The sequence below is a fragment of the Streptomyces sp. NPDC028368 genome (genome assembly GCF_055565615.1).
On record NZ_JBVHTY010000011.1, the window covers coordinates 276053 to 293938 of the forward strand.

Below are 17886 nucleotides of genomic sequence, written 5' to 3' on the forward strand. Positions count from 1 at the left end.
GCATGGGCAGCAGCGACGAGTACTTCGTCGATCTCGAGGCCTTGGACACGGTGGGGCGCAAGCTCAACGGGGTGCTCAGGTCCATGGAAGAGGCCAAGAGCAAGACGGGGCAGAGCACCTATCTTCCGCCGGGGACGCTCGGGACGGGCTTCAAGGAAGAAGAGGAGCTGCGGCAGTCGCATGACCAGATGAAGGGGTTCATCGAGGACCACATCCTCAAGGTTCTTCAGGACCTCATTCATGACCTGAGCGAGAAGACGAAGAAGACAAAGGACGCGTATCACGACCGCGAATACGACGTCCACAACGCTATGAACCCCGGAGGGAAGTAGTCGTGGGCGACAAAGGCGGAGTGACCACCGACAAGGGCTGCTTCTACGAAAAGCACGACACGCAGTTCTTCCGGTACGACATGGATCAGCTCAAGTCCATGGTGTCGCATGCCAACCCGAAGACAGTCTCGGACATTGCCAACGGCTGGAAGTGGGTGAACGACACCCTGGTCGGCAGCGACGGCCGGGGGGGGCTCCGCCAGGAGTTCGACAAGGCGGTCGACGAGGTTCTCGAGCACTGGCAGGGCAAGGCCGCCGAGGGATTCCGCAAAACGGCCAAGGCGATCAGCCAGAACATCGCCAACGCCGGACCGTATGCCTCCAACATGCACCAGGTCATGCGCGGGGTCGAGGCGTCGCTGCGCGACTACCAGAAGAAGGTCGGCGACATGAAGAAGCCGACCGAGGGGGAGAGCAACCGCGACGCCATCGGCAACTACACGCTGAAGGTTGTCACGCTCGGATCGCACGGCGGTCGTGACGACTCCAAGGCCATCAGCGAATTGGAGTCCGGAAAGTCGACGGAGGACGTCCTCAACGGCAACTCCGGTGAGCTGTCCGAGGGCAAGGAGCGGCAGCTCCAGACGGCCATCATCATGGAGTACCTGGGGTCTTCCTACCGGTCGAACGTGGCGGCGATCGGGAAGCCGCCGGCCGGGGTCGGCATTGGCGACAAAGACGTGCCGCCGCGGGATGACACTCCCGCTCCGCCCCCGTTCGTTCCCATGCCGGACGCCGTGATGAACCCGCCGAAGCGGTCGGGGTCGAGCTCAACGCTCCCTGGCGCCAACGGTGGTGGGTACACCTCGCCGGGTGCCCTGGAGGGGCCGCGGCATGACGGTGTCTCCGGTGGATTCGCCAACACTCCGCCTACCAAGTCCGCTCACATCCCCAGCATCGGCGCCGGCCTGGACAGCTTCTCGCCCAATGGGCCCGGTGGCACCAGTGGTCTCGGCGGGGGTAACACCAACCTCGGTGGTACCAGTGGTCTCGGCGGGGGTAACACCAACCTCGGTGGTACCCACGTCCCGAGTGCCAGCACAGGACCTGGTACTCCGGGAATGCCCGGAGTACCAGGAGGGTCCATGCCCGGACGCGGCGGCACTAGCGGCGGTACTTCGGCATCGCGCGGCACCGGCCGACCCGGAATGCCCGGCATGGGCGGTGCCGGAGCAGGTCGCGGCGGTGCGGGTGCCAAGGGCGCCGGTGCGGGACGCGGCGGAGCGCTGGCTCGGCAGAAGGGCGGCGTCGTCGGATCGACCGGCGGCAAGTCCGGCAGTGGCTCGCAAGGCGGTTCCGGTCTGCACCGCAGCCGTGGCGGCTCCCAGACGGGTAACGCTGGCGGCCGTCGGCCGATGGGCATGGCCGGTGGGCATGGTGCTCATGGCGCCAAGGCCAAGGACAGCAAGGGTGAGAACGGGGAGCGTCCCGACTACCTGGTCGAGGACGAAGAGACCTGGACGCCGGAGCGTGACGTGGCGCCCAAGGTCATCGAGTAGGGTCCAGCCGGACAAGTAATCGGCGGAGACGAGACGGGGCCCGCAGTCTTCGGGCTGCGGGCCCCATCCTGCTAAGGAGAGGTGTTACGGCATGAGCTTCACGCGGACGCTGCGTGTGGTGGGTGGCGCAGCAGTGGCTGGAGCACTGCTCTTCGGCACTGCGCCGGTTGCTTCGGCAGACCAAGTCAGAAATGACCAATGGGCGCTGAGCTTCTTGAAGTTGAATGACGCCTGGAAGGTTTCGACCGGAAAGGGCGTCACGGTAGCCATCATTGACAATGGAATTAACGGAAGCCATCCGGACCTGAAGGGAAATGTGCTTCCCGGAAAGAACTTTTCCACTGGCGATCCGGCGGACCAGGAAACGAAAAATGAGCATGGGACCTCCTTGGCTTCCATCATCGCCGGGCATGGTCATGGAGCCGGAGGTTCTGCAGGGCTCAAGGGGGTTGCACCTGGTGCGAAAATCCTGGCCATCAAAAACTGGGATTCCGATGGTGCAACGCTAACAAACACCCTGGCGAAGCCTCTGAGGTATGCCGTGGACCACGGTGCCAAGGTGGTCAATATGTCATTTGCTAACGCCGGTGCGCTGACAGATGATGAGAATCAGGCCATTGCCTATGCTGCCAAGAAGGACGTACTCCTGATTGCTGGTAGCGGCAACTGGGGTTCCTCGACTGTCTACTACCCTGCTGCTGCACCCGGCGTTCTTGCCGTAAGTGCCGTCAAACGAGACGGAAAAGTATGGGAGGACTCCAACTATGGGCCTCACGTCCTCCTCAGCGCCCCCGGTGCACAAATCCGGTCTGCAGGCGTGCTCGATCCCTACCAGTGGACAAAGGGCACTTCCGACGCCACCGCCTACGTCTCCGGCGCCGCCGCCCTCCTCCGAGCCAAGTTCCCGAACCTGACCGCAGGTCAAATCGCGAACCGTCTGACGAAGACCGCGAAGATGCCCTCGGGCGCCGGGGCGGGCAAGAGCCCTGACCCTCATTACGGCTACGGCATCATCGACCCGTACAAGGCCCTGACTGCCAACATCCCCGCCGGCCCGAAGAACGGCCCCCTCAAGTCCCCTGGAGCGGGCGATGACGGCGGGCTCATGAAGCCGTCTGACCACTCCGATGCGACGCAGCCGCAGAAGAGCAACAGCACCAACACGGTTCTGGGCATCGTCGGCGGCGTTCTGGCCGTTCTCGTGGTCGTCGGGATCATCGTCCTGATCATCGTGCTGCGCAAGAAGCGCCAGAATGGCCCGCCGTCTGACGGCCCCGGTGGTTTCGGTGGTCCGGGTGGGCCTGGCGCACCCGGTGGCTACTTCCCGCCGCAGCAGCAGGCTTCCCCCTATCAGCAGTACCCCGCGGCGCCCGGTTACCAGCCGCCGCCCCCGCCGAACCAGGCGCCCCGGCAGTAGGGAATCGCAGCCGTTGAGACGCCGACAGGCGAGTAGCTGAAAGCGGTCGGTCATTTGCCGGTTGGCACATGGGCCCGCAGTCCTTGGACTGCGGGCCCTCGTCGTTAATGAGGAGGAGTCGGCGAGGGCTTTACGACCATCACGAGACGGCCGCATACCCTCGCATGCCGCCGCAGCGGTCAGCCAAAGACTGACCGCACATGGTCCGCGACCTCTTGATGGCGGCTGGCCGCGCCCCCGGTGTGGCGGTCGGCCTGCCGTTGGGCGTGATCCAGGCCGCGGTGGGTGAGTTCTTCCTGGCGGGCTTCGAGGTCGTTCCGGGCGCGGTCCGTGTAGGTCTTGGGGTCGGCAAGGCTGGTGACGCCATCCACGTATCCCTGGGCCCCTTCTTTGACCTTGTCGGCGTATTCGCCGGTCTTTTTCCTGGCGATGTCCGCGGTCTCGCCCCAGTCGATACCATCACGGGCGCCGAAGTGGCTCTCGATGCCCTGCTCGGTGAGGTTCGTGGCCATCTCCGACGCGGCTTCCGTGGCCTTGTCCTTGGCGCCCTGAATGACGGTTTCTCTGACGAAGCCCTTGGCGTCTTCGACGACCTTTTGCTTGACCTCGTCCTTGACGGTTTTCTTGGCGTAGTCCATGGCCATCTTGCGGGCTTCCTTGGAGGCGGCCTTCTTCGCCATGTTCTTGATGGCGTCCATGGTGGCGTGCTCCATCGCCTTGGCGGCGGCCTCCATCACCTCGTGCCGGAGCGTGTCGAGGATTTTGCGGACGATCAGCCTGGTCGCCTGGGTGGCACCGGCCGCGCCGAGTTCGGAGAGGCCGAGGGTGAAGGGCGCGGAAGCCTGGGCGGCGATGAACTCGGCAGCCAGCAGGACGAGTTGGACGATTACGGCGACCTTGCCGGCGAGAACGGCGAGCGCCGCGGTGTCGAAGGCCAGCGCAATCACCTCGGCCGCAGCGGCGGCGTCGCGGAGGTAGTTGTCGCCGCTGCCGGCGCCGCCGGAGAAGGCACCCCACTCCTCGGAAAAGCCGTCGATCGCGTCGCCCGAATTGACTGCGACGACTTCATTGGCCGCGGCCGAACCCTGGGAGAGTGACCGATTTACCTGAGAGGCGAAGTTGCGCCAGACCGAGGCTGCTTCGAAAAGTTTGTCCTCGTCGGCGCCCGGCCAGTTGAAGCCGAGGAGATCCAGAACCCAGCTGACCTCACCCGGCAGCGTCAGTGACACAGTGATCGTCCCCCGTGCAGTCGTATCCATTATCGAGTGGAATAGGGAAGGAATAGGCGGAAGGAGTAGGGAAGGGAGGTGGAGGAAGGGAAGTGGAGGAAGCGAAGTGGAGGAGGGAAGGGGGTGGTGCGGTGAGGGGTTTGGGGGGCTTGCCGCGCACTCGCCTCCCGATAGGGCGCTTCAGATCTGTGGGCGGCCTATGGCGCCGATGCTGTGAATGGTGCGGATGCCCTGCTCGTCGGCGGCGCCGTAGGTCTGTGCCATGGTCTGGAGCTTTTCGCCGATGCCCTCGAGGCGGTCGCCGAGGGATTCCATCGAAGTGAACATGCCTTCGGAGATGGGGGTGTAGATCGTCTCGAAGACATCGCCGAAGTCGCATTCAGCCCACGGGTCTTTGAGGGCTTTGAGGTCGTCCTGCAGTTTCTTCGCTGCCTTGGAGAAGTCGCTGCCGATGGTGATGAACGCATCTCCCTGCGTCCTCAGTGCATCTGGATCGACGTCAAAGGCCTTGCCGGCCATTGCTACCCCCGTCACTTCTGTGGCTTGCGTCACATCTGATGCGTCTTATAGTCCCATGTTGGACGGATTTGGTGTGGACGCATCAAAGCGGGGTGGGTGGGGGATGGGTGTTGAGTTTGGCGCCTCGGTTCGCGATCGGGGTCGGCTCAACTCCGTTGAAATTGCGGGTGATTACCGGCAAATTCGGGTTATTGCGCCGAGGGCCGCAGGGCTTTGTGAACGTCTGGGGAAGCCCTGAGTCGCCGGTGGCCCCGACTGGTCAAGGGCCTCACGTCAAGGACGCGCGATACGGAAACGGCCGCAAGGGTGAGCACGCCACGTTGACGGTCACCCGAGGGGAGCGGGGGTGGGAGTGGATGCGGGGTGGGTGGGGGAGCCGGACCTCGTCCGTCGGGGCGAGCCGCGCCTCGGCCCCGCCCCGCCCTGACCGCCCCGCCCGGTCTCGTCCAGCCGGTAAACCCACCCCGAAGCGCCATGACTTGGGCAAGACCTGCGCATCCCTGCCCACAGGCGATCACCGGTCCCGTAGCATTTCCGCTCATGGACGTAACCGGCAATGACCAGCCGCTTTCCGAGAACAGCGCGGGGCTGACTCCCCGTCAGGCGCGGCGAATACGCGTCGTCGTGGCCTCGGTCCTGATGGGCGCGATGGCGCTGGTGCTCGTGATCCGCCTGGCGTCCCGTACCTCGGTGCTGGTGGTCGGGGTGTACGGAGCCGCGCTGGTGCTCTGCGGCATTGTGATTGAGCTCAGCCGGAACGGACGTACCCGGCTGGGTACGTGGATGCTGGGCATTGGCCTGGCGGCGGCGCTGGCGGCGGACTGGTTGCTGCTGCCCTGAGGCGAGGCGGTCCGTATGCACCCTGCGAGGGCCGGTGCGGCGGGGTGCGGCGCATGCCCGCGCGGGTAGCGGGGGACACCAGCCGCCGCCCGCCCCGCAGGCCCTTTCCCCCGGCCCCGGAACCCCCTCGGAACGGCCCCTCAGAGCGCCCCCAAGGCCCCAGGGCGCCCCTCAGGACCGCCCCCTCAGAACAACCCGTGCCACATCTGCTCGATGATCAGCGACCACCAGTTGCCCTCGTCGTCCAGTGCCCACGAGTCGATCGCCGCGATCTGCTCCTGGAAGCCGGCCACCGCCGTGCCCGCCGCGCGCGGGTCCATGCCCTGCATCTGCTGCCGGGTGGTCGCCAGGAGGGCGAGCGAGCGCAGATAGGCGGCGAGGGTGCGGTTGGTGAAGCGGCCGCCGCCGGACGTCGGCTGGACCGCCCAGACGGTGCCGATCAGGTTCTGGTTCTGCTCCGGGGCGGTGCACTGCACGGCCATCGTGTAGAGGCCGTCGGTGCCGATCCGGACGTAGCCGGAGAGGGTCTCGAGGGTTTCCTCGCGGGCCTCCGTCCCGGTCTGCCGGAGGTAGGTGGCGACGTCGGTGAACAGGCCGCCGGCGGGCGGGGCCTCGGTCCGGTCGGCCGTGAAGAAGTACGGGACCTCGGTGGGCAGGCCGGCCCAGGTCAGGGTGTTCTTCGTGGCTTCGGGGAGCTGGGTGGCGGCGGTGTCGTCGGCATCGGGGCGGAAGACGCCCTGCGGGCCGAAGACCTCCGCGAGGTGCTTGCCCAGCGCGACATCGCGCATCGCCGGTGCCGCCTCGACGCCCTGCGGCACCGGCACCCGGTGCGGCCGCGGCGGTGCCTGCTGCCCGGCGATCTGGTGCATCATCTCGACGTGCCGCAGCAGCCCGGCGATGCCCTCGGCACGCTCCTCGGGCCGCATGCCGTAGCCCTCGGTGCAGGAGAACTGGGCGTTGGGGAAGGCGCGGAAGATGAAGTCGCCCGGGTAGCCACCGGGCAGCAGCGCGGGGCGCAGGTCGGTGTGCACCGCCCGGATGTCCTCGCCGCTTACGCCGAGCCGCTGCAGTTCGGCGGACAGCTGGTACTCGGCGGGCGGGAGACCCGGCCCCGAGACCCGCACGAGGCTGGTCTCCTCGCCGGTGGAGGGGTCGTTGTAGGTGGCGACGGCGGTGTTGCCGGGGCCGGTCACCGGCGGCTGCTGGGCGGCCGTGGCCGCGGCCGCGCCCTCCCCCCTTGCCTTGAGGGCATGGGAGGTACCCCCATCGGCACCGTGCTTCTGCTGGTACATCCGGACGACCTCGTCGACCGGTACGGACGGCCAGACCGTCAGCTCGCCGGAGGCGCGGTCGACGACGCCGCATGCGGCGCCGACCTCGGCGGGCGGACGCCGCTGCCCGGTCTGCGGGTCGACCTCCGGGGGCGGCGGTACGGCCCACACCACCCAGCCGAGGTCGAACTCCTGCATGGCCACCTCGCGCGGCGGGCCCTGATGCCCCTCGGGGTTGAGCCAGCGGGCGGCGGCGGCGTGTGCCTGCGCCTGGGTGATCACGAGTGGTCTCCTTCGAGGCCGGTGGAGGCATCCGGTTCGGCGGATGCGTCGGAGTCGGTGGTGCCGGTGCGCTGGGCCGGCACGGTGGGGGCCGCCGCGTCGCCGGGCGCGGGGACGGGCGCGATGATCTGCCGGGCGGTCACACCGCGCTCCGTGGCGACGACGAGGACGCCGTCCGCGGACATATCGGCACCGGTGAACGGGGTGTCGGAGATCAGTGCCGTCACCACCTCCTGGCTCTGCCGGGCCCACACCCGCAGATAGTCGGCGCCGCGGCTGAAGCCGAACGGCGCCGCCTCCAGGGCCTCGTCCGAGGGCCGCCGTACCTGCGCCGGGTCCGCATCGACGTACCCCGGCCGCAGCAGGTCGTGCAGGAGCACGGCCGGGCCGCCGTCCGCGCCGTCATCGCCCCGCGCGGGACGGGATCCGGGCGTGCCCTCGGGAACGAGGAAGGCCGCCACCTGGCGGGTACCGGCCTCGTCGGATTCCTCCGCCTGCGGCAGGAAACCGGTCGTCACCGCGTCCACCCCGGCCAGCGGCACGCTCCACAACGTGCGCCACGGCAGCGCGAATCCGAGGGTGTGCAGCGCGTCCGCGTACGGCGCCAGCCCGTCCTCGACGAACGCCGTCTCCAGCAGCGCCGCCCGCATATCGGCCGGCGCCTGGGAGCGGGTGAGCAGGGGAGCGGTCCGCAGATACGTACGGGCCGGCGCCTCCAGCTTCTCGAGCGGTACGGCCGCCACGGCGGCCCGCAGCGACACCGGGTCGGCGTGCGCGAACAGGCCCGGGTCGGTGAAGAGCCGGGGCAGCAGACCGGCCTCGAGGGTGTGCGCCGCGAGATGGTCGCGGATGTACGGGTCCGCCTTGGCCCAGTCCTGCTCGGGCACCGCCTCCAGCAGCGCCATGGCGATCTCGGTCTGGGCCTCGCGGACGCCGGGCAGGCCGGCGCGGATCTCCTCGGCGATACCGGGGTGCATCAGGCGCAGCAGCGTACGGCCGCCGTCGCCTCCCTCGGCCGCCGTCTCCCCGTCCTCTTCCTCACCGGCCGCCTCGACCGGCTGGATGAACGGAGCCACCAGCAGCATGCCGTCCGCGATGTCCTGGCTCATGTCCCGCCCGGCGATCGCGGTGGCCAGCGTGCCCAACAGCTCGACGGGCAGCCCCTCGCCCTCGGCGAACGCCAGCGGCGCCAGTATCAGCCGCAGAGTCTGCGGATCGGCACCCAGGCGGCGGGCGTGCAGGTCCAGCGCCTCGCCGACACCGGTCGGCAGCTGGGACTCGTCGGCCGGGTCGAAGCCCTCGGGCTGCATCAGCAGCGACTGCACGGCAAGCTGCACCGTCAGCCGGCTGCCGCCCGCGCGCCGGGCCATCGTCTCGGCGAGCGCCCGGCGGGCGGCCGGGTCGGTGGTGTACGGGAGCTCGGGGGCCCCGAAGTCCGGGTCGAGCGCCGTCTCGGCGTGCAGCAGCAGCCCCTCGGGGTCGGCCCACTCGGGCTCGTCGAGGTCGATGATCTGCACCTGGCCGCGCGGCAGCGAACCGGCCAGCTCGGCGGCCAGTTCACGGGGCACATCGGCGAGCAGCTGAACCGTTTCGGTGGCGGCCAGCGGCACCAGGACGTCCCGTACGAGGCGGGCCGGTTCGTTCGCGGCCCGCACCGGACCGGCCGTATCGACATCCGGTACCACGATCGTCACCGGCTCTTCGAGAGCGGCGAGTTCCGCGAAGATGTCCTCGGCGCGGACCGCCTGCAGACCGAAGTGGTCCGCGATGAGCCACTGCACCTGTGCGGCGGTACGCAGCGTGGGGCTCGGTACGGCGGGCGGCGGGAGGTCCGGCGGGACGGTTGCCGGATCCAGGTCGTCCAGCGGCAGCTGCTTGCGGAACTCGGGTTCACACAGCATCAGGAAGCCGGTGAGCAGCCGCGAACGCCCGCTGCCCTGGCTTCCGGTGAGCACGATGACGCGGGGCGCACCGGGCCACCGCATGCGCCACGCCGCGAGCGCGCGGAGCGCGGCGGTACGCCCGCCGATGAACGGATGCGGCTCGTATCCGGGCCTCGTGGCGTTGCCTTCGACTGAGGCGCTCATGACTTCCTCGTCCCCCATCAATCCCGCCCTCCACGTTCGTGGATTCCTGCGTCTATCTGCCCGATCTTATGATCCGGTGCACCTGTGCGGAGCGGCCGGGGCCAGGCTGTTCCGTAACCGGAACATGCAGGCCGGGGCCGGTGGGGGCGGACAAGCGGCGGATCTCCGCGAGGGTGCCGGCCGGTGATGATGTGCCCACGGGACAGCGGACCGTCCGTGCACCTGCGGGAAGGGCGGCGGCCACCGCGGTGACCGCCGCGCGGTGCTCAGCCCCGGTGGCCGCCGCCCCGGCCGCCCCGCCGCGGCGCGGTGACGATGTTGCCGGAGGGGCCGTCCCGCTCGGCGCGCTCCTCGGCCTCCTTCTCCTCCTGCTCCTTCTGCCACTTGGCGAACTTCTCGCGCGACTCTTCCCGCTCCGCCGCCGTCTGGTTCTCCGCGGCCCGCCGGATCTCGTTCATCCGGTCGCCCAGCGCGTCCATGTAGCCCGGCGTCTCGATGGCTTCCTTCATGCCGATCCGCCCGGAGAGCACCTCCCGGGCCATCTCCTGGAGCTTGCCGCCCACGTTGGGGTTGTCCCGCAGCGTCTTGAGGGCCTTGCGCAGCCGGTGCGCCTGCTCCGGGTCCGCGGCGACGTCCATCAGGTCCTCGTCCTGGATCTGACGCTCATTGCTCATCTGTGTCCCCCTCGGAGTGGTGGCACAGCGACCCCGTGTGCTGCACCGGCGATCCGAGTCTAATGACCGGCGTGAACAGGGCGTCAAGGCGGTGTTGTCGCTATTGCTGCGTATTGCTCCGTATGTATTCCGCAGTGCATCCGGCGGCCGCTCCCCAGAGGGCTCCTGGCCTATTGCGGGTGTGCTAGACCTGAGAAGAAGTACAGCGGCTAGCTGCTATTCAATTCGGGGAGAAATGATGTCCGATGAAGTCCGGCTCAGTTCGGAGGAGTTGCACAAGCTCGGTGCGACCTTCGAGACACGCGCGGAAGAGCTGAGCCGGCAGCTGGCGGCCTTCAGACGGCGGGCGGACGGCGAGGCGCTGCGTGACGGCTTCGGCAGCCGCGAGGAGGCCCGCGCGCACCTCGAGCGGTACGAGCAGGCCGAGCAGGCCCTCGTCCTGCTGCAGGAGCGGCTCGCCGAGGTCGGCGGCGGCATCAAGGAGACCGCCGCGAACGCGCAGGCGGCCGAGGAAGAGCTGGTCGAGATGATGCGGAGCGTCAAGTGAGCGAGCGGCGCAACCCCGAGGCACTGCACGAAGCGGCGGCCGGCTGGCGGGATATGGGCAAACACCTCGACGGTCTCGTACGCGACCTGGACCGGCAGGTCGGCAGCGTCGCCGCGAACAACTGGCACGGCCCGGCGGGCGAGGCGTTCGCCGGGGAGTGGCACCGGCTCAAGCGCTCCGTCGACGACTCGCTGCCGGCCTTCGAACTGGCCGCCGTTGACCTGGAGTCCGCCGCCGAGCAGCCCGACGTGGACCTGGCGTCCGCCGACAAGGGCAGCGAGGACCACAGCGGGGACCAGGGGCAGGCGCAGTCGAACGGCTCCGCCAACTCCTCCGGCGGCCAGCAGTCCGGCACCAACTTCGCCTACGGCTTCATGGCGCTCGGCCAGCTCGCCAACGGCCTCGGCGGCGCCTTCCGCAAGCGCGGCGGTGGGGGCGGCGGTCAGCGGGGGCCGTCCGCGACGCACCAGTGGGAGACCTCCTCGGCGGCACACGGGGCCGACCCCTTCGGCGCGCAGAACGGCGGCGGCAGGACGCGCGGCGGCGAGAACATCGCCAAGGGTGCGCGGACGGACCCGGCCGCGGCGGCGGAACGGGCGGCCAAGGAGGCCAAGGCCGCCGACGCCAAGGCCACCGATGCCAAGGCCACGGATGCCAAGGCCACGGATGCCAAGGCCACGGACGAGAAGCCGAAGAAGGTCTACACATCCGAGGCGCCGGCGAGCGGCGCCTTCGGCTGACGCGGGCCCCGGCGCGGGCCGCACCCGCACCACACCAGCGCGGCAACACCACAAACGGCGGTGGGGCGCCCCTCCTGAGAGGGACGCCCCACCGCCGTTGTACGGTGAGCGGCTACTGGCTGTTCGCCGGCAGCCAGCCCGTCTGGACCAGCTGCGCACCGCGCTTACGCGTGACGAACGTCGCCCGTCCAGGCGTCAGCTGCTGGCCCTTGATGTTGCCCATCAGCGGACCCTCGCCAGGATCGGCGGAGAGGATCAGACCCTGCGCACCGAGTTCCTTGGTGCGCTGCATCACGGGCTCGAACGAGGACCGGCCGGCACCCGAGGAGCTGCGCGCGATGATCAGGCGCAGACCCAGGTCACGGGCGAACGGCAGGTACTCCAGCAGCGGCTGCAGCGGGTTGCCGCTGCTGGTCGCCACCAGGTCGTAGTCGTCCACGATCACGAACGCGTCCGGCAGGTCGTACCAGCTGCGGTTGCGCAGCTGCTCCGGCGTGACGTCCGGGCCGGGCATCCGTCGGCCCAGCGAACCGGCCAGCCCGCTGATGACCTCCTGCAGCTGCGGACCCGCGGCGCAGTACTTGTAGAGATGGCTCTCCGGAATCTCCCCAAGATGTGCACGCCGGTAGTCGGAGACGACCAGGAGCGCCTTGTCCGACGGGTACCGCTCCGCGATCTGCTTGGCGATCAGACGCAGCACCGACGACTTGCCCGACTCGCTCTCGCCGTAGACGACCAGCAGCGGGTCGGTCTCGAAGTCGATGAACGCCGGCGACAGCGTCATCTCGTCGACACCGATCGCGATGCCGTGCTCCGGGTAGTCGCTGCCCTTCGGCAGCTCGTTGACGTGCAGCATCGTCGGCAGCATCCGCACCTTCGGTGCGGGCTCGCCCTGCCAGTTCTCGCTGATCGTCGAGACCAGGTTCGCGATGCCGTCGCTCATCGTCTCCGGGTCGCTCATGCCGTCCAGCCGCGGCATCGCCGCCAGGAAGTCCAGCTTGTCGGGAGACAGACCGCGACCGGGCTTGCCCATCGGGACGTTCTCCGCGCGCTTGCGGTCGAACTCCGACTCCATGGCGTCACCCAGGCGCAGCTCGACGCGGTTGAGGAGCTGGTCGCGCAGGGCGGGCCGCACCTCGGTGTAGCGCGAGCCGGCGATGATCAGGTGGACACCGAAACCGAGACCCCGGGCGGCGATGTCCAGGATCACCGGGTCGAGCTGCTCGTAGTCGGTCTTGAACGTCGCCCAGCCGTCGATGATGAGGAAGACGTCGCCCCACTTCTCATCGGGGAAGGTGCCCGCGGCCCGCCGCTGGCGGTAGGTCGCGATGGAGTCGATGCTGTTCGAGCGGAAGAACTCCTCGCGCTCGTTGAGGATGCCGACGACCTCGGAGACCGTACGGCGCACCTTCTCGGCGTCCAGACGCGAGGCGACACCGCCGACGTGCGGCAGTCCCTCCATGGTCAGCATGCCGCCGCCACCGAAGTCGAGGCAGTAGAACTGCACCTCGGCCGGGGTGTGGGTGAGCGCGAACGAGGCGATGGCGGACCGGATCAGCGTGGACTTACCGGACTGCGGACCACCTACGACCAGGCCGTGACCGGCACCGGCGGAGAAGTCCAGGTACATCACGTCACGCCGCTGCTCGAACGGCTTGTCCACCAGCGCGACCGGCACCACGAGCTTGCCGAGCGCGGTGTACTCCGGCGCGTGCACACCCCGCTCGGGGGTGACCGCCAGCGTCGGCAGCAGCTGGTTGACCGTGGGCGACTCGTCCAGCGGCGGCAGCCACACCTGGTGCGCCGGCGGGCCCTGGCCCTGCATCCGCTGGACGATGACGTCCAGGACGGTGTCGGCCAGCGCGTCGTCCTGCTCCTGGGCGACCGGCTCGACGGGCGTCGGGTCCTCGATGATCTGCTCGATGACCGGGGCCGCCGTGAACGGCACCGGCAACCGGTTCGTACGGCTGCCACCGGGGCCACCGCCGACACCCGGACCGCGGTACGGCCCGGAGACATAGGCGGCCTTGAACTGGACCATCGTCTCGGTGTCGTACTTCAGGATGCCGGAACCGGGAACGTTCGGCAGGTGGTAGGCGTCCGGCACACCGATCGCGGTCCGCGACTCGGCCGCGGAGAAGGTGCGCAGACCCAGCCGGTAGGACAGGAAGGTGTCCAGACCGCGCAGCTTGCCCTCTTCCAGACGCTGCGAGGCGAGCAGCATGTGCACACCCATCGACCGGCCGATACGGCCGATCTGGATGAACATGTCGATGAAGTCCGGCTTGGCGGTCAGCAGCTCGGAGAACTCGTCGAGCACCATCACCAGCGACGGCAGCGGATCCAGCGGCGCACCCGCGGCACGCGCCTTCTCGTAGTCGGTGATGTTGGCGTAGTTGCCCGCCGAGCGCAGCAGCTCCTGACGGCGCTGGAGCTCACCGGTGATGGAGTCACGCATCCGGTCGATCAGCGTGACGTCCTCACCGAGGTTGGTGATGACCGCCGCGACGTGCGGCATCTCCGACATACCGGTGAAGGTGGCGCCACCCTTGAAGTCCGCGAGGATGAAGTTCAGCGTCTCCGAGGAGTGCGTGACGGCGAGGGCGAGCACCAGGGTGCGCAGCACCTCGGACTTACCGGAACCGGTCGCACCGACACACAGACCGTGCGGGCCCATGCCCTCCTGCGAGGCCTCCTTGATGTCGAGCATGACGGGCTGGCCGTCCTTGTCGACACCGATCGGCACCCGCAGCCGCTCGTGCAGCGTCCGCGGCCGCCAGGTACGCGACACATCGAAGGACCCGGCGTCACCCATGTTCATCAGGTCGGTGAAGTCCAGGTTGGACAGCAGCGGTTCCTCGCCGTCCGCACCGGAACCCGCCCGCAGCGGGGCCAGCTGGCGCGCCAGCGACTCCGCCTCGGGGATCGAGAGGGTGTCGCAGACGCCGTTGTAGACCGCGCCGCTCGCCGACTCCAGCACCAGCTTGCCCGGCCACACCTGTACGGCCAGACCACCGCGGATCTCGTCCAGGTCACCCGGCACGATCTCCAGGATGGTGACGCCCTGCAGGCCCTCGGCCCCGGCGATCACCGAGTCCATCGGTACCTCACCGGCGTCCAGCACAACCACCACGTGCGGGGCGTCGGTCACCGGAGCGCCCTGCGGGTTGAACCGCCCGCGGCCCTCCAGCTCGTCCGTCAGCAGCTCCTCGATCTCACCGAGGTCGCCGACGACCAGCCGGCGGGTACCCGCACCGTCCGTGGTCCGGTGCTGGACCTGCGGCAGCCACTTCGTCCACTCCCACTCCGCCTGCGCACCGGGCGAGGCGACGACCGCCACCACCAGGTCCTCGGGCGAGTGCAGGGTGCACATCTGGGCGACGATGGCGCGCGAGGCGCCGTAGACCGTGTCCGGGTCACCCGAGACGGTCAGGTGGTAGAAGGCACGCAGCGAGACCGCCAGCGGCAGGTTCTCCAACTGTCCGTGCTTGTCCAGGAATTCCTTCATCGCATGCGCGGTGAGCGGCTCCAGCTCATCGACCGGAGCGGTCTCCGGAGCCTTCAGGGGAGTGGCCAGCTGCTGCGGCCCCAGCCCCAGACGTACTTGCGCGAAGTCCGGATCGTTCGCCCGGCGTTCCCACACCCGTTTGCCCTCGGCCACGATCGACCACAGCTGGCCCGGGTCGGGGTGGATGTAGAGCTGGGCATCCCGCTGCTTACGCGCGGTACGGCGTACCTCTTTGCGCTTTTGCGCAAGGTACTTGAGGTAGTCCTGGCGCTCCTGGAGCATCTGCCCGGAAGGACCCTGGCGGGCCTTGACGATCTGCACGATCGCCATCGCCAGGGTGGAGGCCACCATGAAGCCGCCCATGATCTTCATGAACGGCTGATTGCCCATGAACAGGAATCCCGCCGACGACGCCATGCCCATCATGGGCATGAGGCTCATCAGCATGTTCTCCTGCTCGCCCTCGCGGGGAAGCTCCGGAGGTGCCTCCAGTGTCACCTCCTCCGCGGGTACTTCAGGTGGCAGCGCGCGGGGCGGGCGCTTGACGATGACAACGCTCACCGAGGCATCAGTCCTTCATGCATCTCGCAGTCTCGGACCGCCCCCGTTGGTTTGACGGTCCCCCGGGCACAAGTCCTTGGCCCGACGCAGGCGTTGATCCTACTGTTAAGCGTCAAGTCATGGGGTGGGTGGGGCAGCCCCCGAATCGGACGGTACGCTGGCGCACCGCGAGCGTGCCTCAGCCCCGTAGTGACGGCTTTATATATAGGGCGCGTGACGCGACAAAACGCCCAACGGATAGGGGGAACCGCCAGGTGAGCACGAGCACTGGCACCGGCTTCTGCCGGGTCACAGTCGCCGCGCCGGATGCACGGATCGACGTGGCTCTACCGGAGGACGTCGCACTCGTCGACATTTATCCGGAGATCCTGCGGCTCTCCGGGCAGTCCCAGGCCGAGGGCGCTCCGACCGGCTATCACCTCGTACGCCGCGACGGCACGGTACTTGACGCCGGACAGTCGCTCGCGCAGCAGCAGATCCTCGACGGCGACCTTCTTCTCCTGAAGCCGTTCGCCGAGTCCCTGCCGCTCCCGGTCTTCGACGACGTCTCCGACGCCGTCGCCTCCGCGGTCAAGCAGAACCGCAGCCGGTGGAGCGACGACCTGATGGTCTACGTCGGCCTCACCGCCGGCGTCCTGCTGCTGGTCATGATGGCGTTCGCGCTGTGGATCTCGAACCCTGAGAACCGTGACATGCACCGCCTGCCCGGCATCATCGCCGGCGTCACCGGCATCGTCCTGGTCGCCCTGTCCGGCGTCCGCGCCCGGGTCTACGACGACCACGGCTCCTCCATCGCCCTCGGCCTCTCGGCCCTGCCGCATCTGCTGATCGCGGGCTCCGGCATCTTCCCGGTCGAAGCCGGGCACGGCCCCGGCCGGCTGCAGCTTCTGGTCGGCTGTGTGACCGTACTGATCGCCTCCGTATTGCTGGTGGTCCTGCTGCCACGGGGTGACGCGCCCTTCGTGGCCGCCGCGTTCCTGTCCGCCATCGGCACCCTGGCCGTCTTCGCGGCGATCCTCACCGACGCCCAGCCGCGCGAGGTCGCCGCCGTCACCGCCGTCGTCTCCATCGCCATGGTCGCCTGGCTCCCCGGCCTCTCCGCCCGCTTCGCCCGGCTGCCCATCGGCTACCAGTCGCCCGACCAGATCGCCCGCGGCTCCTTCGACAGCGAACGCGGTGAGACCGAGTCGGTCGACTTCATCAAGATCGGCAACCAGGCCCGCCGCGGCCACGAGCTGCTGCTCGGCCTCGTCGCCGGCTGCGCCGCCCTCGTCGTCGGCTCGGCCGGTATCGTCCTGGGCTTCTCCGACAACATGTGGGCCCAGCTGCTGGCCCTGGCCGCCGGCATCACGATCATGCTCCGGGCCCGGCTCTTCGACTACACCGCGCAGGTCGCCTGCCTGACCATCGCGGGCATCCTCACGATCGTCCTGCTGATCCTGGGTGTCGCACTGAACCCGCCGCAGGAGATGTTCGTCGACCTGGTCAAGTTCGACGACTCCGGCCCGCTCAACATCCACACCGTCTGGTTCTCCGCCAGCATCGCGGTGGGCGCCGCCCTCCTCGTCGGCGTCGGCCTGGTCGTCCCGCGCAAGGGCGTCACCCCCTTCTGGGGCCGGCTCTTCGACATCTTCGACGGCCTGATCCTGCTGTCCCTGGTCCCGCTGTGCCTCGCGGTCCTGGATGTGTACGCCACCGTGCGCACCCTCACCGCGAATTAGCGACGGCCACACCCGGCTCCGCCGCGGCCCCCCGACCACCCGGTCGGGGGGCCGTTTTGTTGCTGGTACGCTGTGTGACGGTCCGCTCGAGTCATCCAAGATTCCCTGTGAAGCCAAACCAGGGGCGCTCAAGGACCAGACCCAAAAGGAGTCCGCGTGTCGCTCGACGCCGCAACGAAGAAGCAGATCATGACCGAGTTCGCCACCAAGGAGGGTGACACCGGTTCCCCCGAGGTCCAGGTCGCGATGCTCACCCGCCGCATCTCGGACCTGACCGAGCACCTCAAGACCCACAAGCACGACCACCACTCCCGCCGTGGTCTGCTGCTGCTGGTCGGCCAGCGTCGCCGCCTGCTGCAGTACCTGGCCAAGAAGGACATCACGCGCTTCCGTGCGCTGGTCGAGCGCCTCGGCATCCGCCGCGGCGCGGCGGGCGCCAAGTAAGACGCCGTTGAGGGAGCGGTTCCCACCGGGAGCCGCTCCCTTTGCCGTACGCGCCGGACACCTTCGCCACCGCGCGGTGGACGGAAGGTTTGTAGTCTGGTGCCATATCGCAAAAGCGAACGCAGTGGAGCGCCTCCTGGCCGCCGGTCCTCGGTAGTGGCCCCCGGAGATCTCCGGGAGCTTCGATCGAAGACCGGCCCGCACGGCGCTCCGCC

General features: G+C 68.7%; 14 protein-coding genes. 8 read left to right on the top strand and 6 right to left on the bottom strand.

From position 1 onward, the window contains the following. Positions 1-2 precede the first annotated feature (2 nt). The 3 genes from ACZ4S3_RS25740 (at position 3) to mycP (ending at position 3248) form a co-directional block, all read left to right on the top strand. The gene (locus tag ACZ4S3_RS25740; RefSeq protein ID WP_467938011.1) at positions 3-332 is read left to right on the top strand and encodes a hypothetical protein; all 330 of its coding nucleotides are present in this window, start codon (positions 3-5) and stop codon (positions 330-332) included. A 2-nt stretch (positions 333-334) separates the two neighbouring features. Next, positions 335-1831, top strand: coding sequence for a hypothetical protein (locus ACZ4S3_RS25745; protein WP_467938012.1), 1497 nt, complete (start codon positions 335-337; stop codon positions 1829-1831). A 91-nt stretch (positions 1832-1922) separates the two neighbouring features. Next, on the top strand, positions 1923-3248 hold the full coding sequence (gene mycP, locus ACZ4S3_RS25750) for a type VII secretion-associated serine protease mycosin (RefSeq protein ID WP_467938014.1): 1326 nt from the start codon (positions 1923-1925) through the stop codon (positions 3246-3248). Positions 3249-3427: 179 nt separating this feature from the next. Here mycP and ACZ4S3_RS25755 read toward each other — a convergent pair whose 3' ends face one another. Next, positions 3428-4477: a WXG100-like domain-containing protein gene (locus ACZ4S3_RS25755; RefSeq protein ID WP_467938016.1), complete on the bottom strand. Its 1050-nt coding sequence runs from the start codon at positions 4475-4477 to the stop codon at positions 3428-3430. Positions 4478-4657: 180 nt separating this feature from the next. Next, positions 4658-4996, bottom strand: a complete 339-nt coding sequence (locus ACZ4S3_RS25760) for a WXG100 family type VII secretion target (RefSeq protein ID WP_467938017.1) — start codon at positions 4994-4996, stop codon at positions 4658-4660. Between the two features lie 540 nt (positions 4997-5536). On the opposite strand from ACZ4S3_RS25760, the gene ACZ4S3_RS25765 reads away from it, so the two are divergent. After that, a complete protein-coding gene (locus ACZ4S3_RS25765; protein WP_467938019.1) occupies positions 5537-5836 on the top strand; it encodes a hypothetical protein in 300 nt (99 codons plus the stop codon). Between the two features lie 185 nt (positions 5837-6021). Here ACZ4S3_RS25765 and ACZ4S3_RS25770 read toward each other — a convergent pair whose 3' ends face one another. The 3 genes from ACZ4S3_RS25770 to ACZ4S3_RS25780 form a co-directional block, all read right to left on the bottom strand. Continuing rightward, complete coding sequence (locus tag ACZ4S3_RS25770) at positions 6022-7389, bottom strand: SUKH-4 family immunity protein (protein WP_467938020.1); 1368 nt, start codon at positions 7387-7389, stop codon at positions 6022-6024. Next, a complete protein-coding gene (locus ACZ4S3_RS25775; RefSeq protein ID WP_467938022.1) occupies positions 7386-9476 on the bottom strand; it encodes an ATP-binding protein in 2091 nt (696 codons plus the stop codon). The genes ACZ4S3_RS25770 and ACZ4S3_RS25775 overlap by 4 nt, the downstream gene beginning before the upstream one ends. Positions 9477-9742: 266 nt before the next feature. Next, positions 9743-10150 (bottom strand): hypothetical protein, encoded by a 408-nt coding sequence (locus ACZ4S3_RS25780; RefSeq protein WP_467938023.1) that lies wholly within the window; start codon positions 10148-10150, stop codon positions 9743-9745. A 238-nt stretch (positions 10151-10388) separates the two neighbouring features. Here ACZ4S3_RS25780 and ACZ4S3_RS25785 point away from each other — a divergent pair, with 238 nt between their 5' ends. Together ACZ4S3_RS25785 and ACZ4S3_RS25790 are read left to right on the top strand one after the other, a co-directional pair. Then, positions 10389-10697, top strand: a complete 309-nt coding sequence (locus ACZ4S3_RS25785; protein ID WP_467938025.1) for a hypothetical protein — start codon at positions 10389-10391, stop codon at positions 10695-10697. Further along, entirely contained in the window at positions 10694-11437 is a 744-nt protein-coding gene (locus tag ACZ4S3_RS25790; protein WP_467938027.1) for a WXG100 family type VII secretion target, read from the top strand. Before ACZ4S3_RS25785 ends, ACZ4S3_RS25790 begins: the two co-directional genes overlap by 4 nt. Positions 11438-11549: 112 nt before the next feature. On the opposite strand, the gene eccCa is transcribed toward ACZ4S3_RS25790, so the two are convergent. Next, positions 11550-15506, bottom strand: coding sequence for a type VII secretion protein EccCa (gene eccCa / locus ACZ4S3_RS25795; protein ID WP_467938029.1), 3957 nt, complete (start codon positions 15504-15506; stop codon positions 11550-11552). A 254-nt stretch (positions 15507-15760) separates the two neighbouring features. Here eccCa and eccD point away from each other — a divergent pair, with 254 nt between their 5' ends. Together eccD and rpsO are read left to right on the top strand one after the other, a co-directional pair. Further along, a complete protein-coding gene (gene eccD, locus ACZ4S3_RS25800; RefSeq protein WP_467938031.1) occupies positions 15761-17227 on the top strand; it encodes a type VII secretion integral membrane protein EccD in 1467 nt (488 codons plus the stop codon). A 156-nt stretch (positions 17228-17383) separates the two neighbouring features. After that, positions 17384-17671, top strand: a complete 288-nt coding sequence (gene rpsO, locus ACZ4S3_RS25805) for a 30S ribosomal protein S15 (RefSeq protein WP_130880217.1) — start codon at positions 17384-17386, stop codon at positions 17669-17671. Positions 17672-17886 lie beyond the last annotated feature (215 nt).

Excerpts from the sequence above, each read along its gene's own strand:
- ACZ4S3_RS25740 (WP_467938011.1), top strand. The coding sequence starts at position 3 with ATGGGCAGCAGCGACGAGTACTTCGTCGATCTCGAGGCCTTGGACACG.
- mycP (WP_467938014.1), top strand. The coding sequence starts at position 1,923 with ATGAGCTTCACGCGGACGCTGCGTGTGGTGGGTGGCGCAGCAGTGGCT.
- ACZ4S3_RS25760 (WP_467938017.1), bottom strand. The coding sequence starts at position 4,996 with ATGGCCGGCAAGGCCTTTGACGTCGATCCAGATGCACTGAGGACGCAG.
- ACZ4S3_RS25765 (WP_467938019.1), top strand. The coding sequence starts at position 5,537 with ATGGACGTAACCGGCAATGACCAGCCGCTTTCCGAGAACAGCGCGGGG.
- ACZ4S3_RS25775 (WP_467938022.1), bottom strand. The coding sequence starts at position 9,476 with ATGAGCGCCTCAGTCGAAGGCAACGCCACGAGGCCCGGATACGAGCCG.
- ACZ4S3_RS25780 (WP_467938023.1), bottom strand. The coding sequence starts at position 10,150 with ATGAGCAATGAGCGTCAGATCCAGGACGAGGACCTGATGGACGTCGCC.
- ACZ4S3_RS25785 (WP_467938025.1), top strand. The coding sequence starts at position 10,389 with ATGTCCGATGAAGTCCGGCTCAGTTCGGAGGAGTTGCACAAGCTCGGT.